The 3,456-nt window shown below is 44.0% G+C and carries 3 protein-coding genes; all 3 read right to left on the bottom strand.

Annotated elements, in window-relative coordinates; translation table 11 throughout:
- Nucleotides 1-82: 82 nt before the first annotated feature.
- Genes GXZ17_RS08625 through GXZ17_RS08615 form a run of 3 tightly spaced genes read right to left on the bottom strand, consistent with a single transcriptional unit; the run spans nucleotide 83 to nucleotide 3,336 of the window.
- Nucleotides 83-604 carry a hypothetical protein gene (locus tag GXZ17_RS08625; protein WP_409376883.1) on the bottom strand — a complete coding sequence of 174 codons (522 nt, stop codon included), beginning with the start codon at nucleotides 602-604 and terminating at the stop codon, nucleotides 83-85.
- A gap of 4 nt (nucleotides 605-608) precedes the next feature.
- Nucleotides 609-2,609: a hypothetical protein gene (locus tag GXZ17_RS08620; RefSeq protein ID WP_409376882.1), complete on the bottom strand. Its 2,001-nt coding sequence runs from the start codon at nucleotides 2,607-2,609 to the stop codon at nucleotides 609-611.
- On the bottom strand, nucleotides 2,599-3,336 hold the full coding sequence (locus tag GXZ17_RS08615) for an LptA/OstA family protein (RefSeq protein ID WP_409376881.1): 738 nt from the start codon (nucleotides 3,334-3,336) through the stop codon (nucleotides 2,599-2,601). Before GXZ17_RS08615 ends, GXZ17_RS08620 begins: the two co-directional genes overlap by 11 nt.
- Nucleotides 3,337-3,456: the final 120 nt, after the last annotated feature.

Below are 3,456 nucleotides of genomic sequence, written 5' to 3'. Positions count from 1 at the left end.
GAACAACCCCGCTATTAAAGCACCCGGTAAACAAAAAGGGGATAAAAACGATCCAGAAAAGCTTCCCCCTTTTATTTTTCATTTATCTTACCTCTATTTTCAAGGAGAGAAGATCGGCTGCTGCGTCTGCATCTCCTGCTAAGTCGTAAATTGGAGGCTCACTGCTTTGTTGCTTAAGCCGAAATGTCGCCACTTCATCCAGAAAATCTTCTACATTTCCTCCTTTATCCGTTGACACCACCATTACCCGGATAATATCTGGGTTACCTAAATCATCGACTAAAGATAAAGTTACCACCATCTCCTGACCCGACACAGAAGGAGAAGAAAAGTAACTAAAGCTTCCACCGGGTTTCCTTAAAAAGAAGTTGTGGTCTTCCCACTTCACCACATAAAATTCATTCCACCTATCAGGATCAGAATCAGGAATGAGTCCGGAGTCAGTGCTTATGGCCACATAATATACATAAGAAGGGCTAATTTCCTGCCAGGTGGTGGTGATATAGAGATTTTTTCCTCCTTCTCCCCAGTCGGGCTGTTCTCCTCGAGCGCAACCCACCGCAAGAAGCGCCACCACGACAAGAAGAAAAAACTTATTTTTCATCGATTTATCCTCCTAATTTTATTTTTTCTCCGGGAAGAGCTTTGATTCCGTACTCCAACCAGAAAGTGTCCCGAGACTGGTCATAAAAAAGGCTTATTTCCCGGCAGTGGAGGTCGTTGGTCAACCCTACTCGCACTCCATCTATCTCTCCCTCTTGAGGATCCCACCTTCCTGAAAAATCAATGCCCCACTCTTTATTCATAGGCCAGGCAATGCCAAAGACCACGCTTCCCCACTCATTGTCATTGATATCATAACTACCGCTCAATTCTACTTTTTTATTATCCTCTAAGTTATACTCTATGCTGAATAAAGCATCTACAAACTCTTCTTCCCGAAAGTCATATCCGGTATCCAAACTCACTCCCCAGGGGCTTCGGTCGTAATCCAGGCCTAAACTCAAATAATTAGTTCGGGGCCGGACATAATCAAATTTGAAAGGAGTGGCTCCATCGTAGTCACCCCTCTGATAAGAAAGAGTCAAAGACAGATCAGGAGATATTTCATCCACCCACTTTATCCCTCCCAGCCAGATATAGCGGGCAAAACCATTACCATAAAAATCCTGTTGAAAGTTGAAGAAAGAAGTGAGGTCTCCTCCCCCTACCTCACTCTTGCCCTCAAGGTTCAAGGTGAGGCGCAGGCGCTCATCTATTACTCCGGTCTCTTCTTCAAAATAGTGGCCCAGGAGTAATCCAGCTTTATAGGTAAAATCTGACTCTCCGATTTTCTCTTTGCCTCGAGCAACCTCGAGCTCGGGGATTTTGAATACCACTTTATTGGAGTCACCAGTGTAGGCGTCTCCTTCCAAATCTGTGTGGCCACTATATCGCAGGTAATAAGTGTAAAGGTCAGAAGTTTTCTTAAAAGTAACCCCGTAGGCAAGGTCCTGGTCAACGAACTCTCCTCTTTTTTCATACTCTTTGTAGTTGAGGTTCAACTCTCCAGTCAGGTCATCTCTCAGCTTATATTGATAGTTCCAGGTGGTGTAGAGATTTTCGGTATTGCTGCTCTCATTAGCGCTGTAGCTCAAGTTAAGCTTACTGGTACTTTTATCTTTCGCTCGCAAAAGAGAAATAAAACCAGAATAACGGTCATCGGCCTCCCCCAAAGTACCAGAATAGTCCAGATTCAAGCTCAAATCAGTAAACTCATCGACTTCTTTGCTGTATTTAACGCTCCCCCGGAGAGTAGAGGAAGAAGAAGCCGGGTCTCGATAATAGATGGTAAGCCTCCCCTCTTCTCCTTCTCGCTCTAAATAATGAGTGACGCCGAGACCCCATCCTCCGTGTTGCCACCAGTCCAGAGTGATAGTGCCAAAGGAGTAATCATTCACAAAATAGTTATAAAAGTAGCTGAAGTAAAAACCCAGGTCGGCTGAGTGTCCCACGACAGGCAGGAAAGGCAACTGCTCTTTGCGATTTAAGAAAAAAACATAAAAAGGTAAAGAGAGGAGACGATGGCCAAAATCCCAGTAAGAAAGGTCATAAATTTCTACTTTTTCATCAGGATAAATCACCAGTCTTTTAGCTTCTATATAGTAATGGGGCTCCTCGAGATCACAGCTCGTTAAATGAGCACCTTCCACCTCTGTTTTTCTCTCCCCGTCTACTTTCTCCTCTTTAACCTCTTCTCCTCGAAAATAGAACTTCCCCTCAATAGATTTACCGGTGAGGTCAGAGCGCACTTTTTCTAAACTCAGCCAGTCCATCTCCCAGTTGTAATAAGCTTTCTCTGCTCGCGCTCCTTCCTCTCCTCTTTCCACTACTACTTTCCCTTCTGCTTCCAGTTCTTTTTTTTCCAGGAAAATATGGATATAATCAGCAGTGAGAGAGATATCTTTATAAGATACCTTCCCCTCGTAAACCACTACTTCCTCTTCTCCCAGACGATACTGCAGGCGCTCTCCGGTCAGCTCTAAAGCCTCCTGTGCCCCCACAGAAAAAGCAAATAAAAAAATAATAAAGAGGGAAAACACTCCCAGGCGAAACACTTCATTCCTCACTTTTTTCTTGAATTAAGAATCGAGCATGGCTAATCCCTTCGGCCTCCAGAACCTCCGTATCCAGATAGTAAACTGCTTTAGCTACTTCCATTTCTCGGTCTTTTTCAGTGATGAGGACATTACCTTCTAAAACTATCCTTTCTTCTTCCCCGGTTTCTTCTTTTTCTGGATAGTAATGAGCCTGGTCGGCTTTTATTTTGGTTTCCTTCCACTCAATCTCTGCCCCTTCCTCACCCCACGCCTCTTCGGTATTTCCGTTATAGTAAAGAAGAGGAGCCTTCCAGAATATAAAGGAGGTCTCTCCTCCCTCCTCTTTTCTTTCCTTTTTCAACTCCACTCCCTCTTTAAAGAGATAAATTTCGGCATCAAAATCGCCCTCCATAAAAGAAGAACGGATTTCTGTTTCGTCCCTTGTGACTATTACCTCTCCCTTGAAACTACCTTTATTATTTTTAAGATTAAAAGTGAGTTCCTGACATTGAATGCGATTTGCCCCCTGGACAGCCACCACTCCCCCGGTAGCCACAAAAGTTTCCCCGGCAGAGTCATACCTGATTTTTTCTGCTTTTTCTAAAATCACTTCTTTATCGGTCCGGGCTTCTTGTGGGGTTTCCTGAACATCTTGAACCATTGGTTGGTCGTTCTGGGCTTCCTGCGCAAAAGAGCAGGGAAGGAAAAAGAGAAAAGGAACAAAAATCAGCACTCCCCATGTTAATATTTTTCTCAAGTTTATCCCTCGCTTGACCACAATTTTTGGTTATTATATCATTAAACACACATCTTTATAGCTGATTCACCCTAACCCTCTCCCCGCAAGCTCTCTAAACCGTCCCTCTCACTCCGAGGG

Source organism: Candidatus Sordicultor fermentans (assembly GCF_012728195.1).
GTDB classification, from domain to species: domain Bacteria; phylum Atribacterota; class Atribacteria; order Atribacterales; family Caldatribacteriaceae; genus Sordicultor; species Sordicultor fermentans.
Note: the sequence above shows the minus strand (reverse complement) of the source record. Positions and strands in the feature narration are given on the sequence as shown.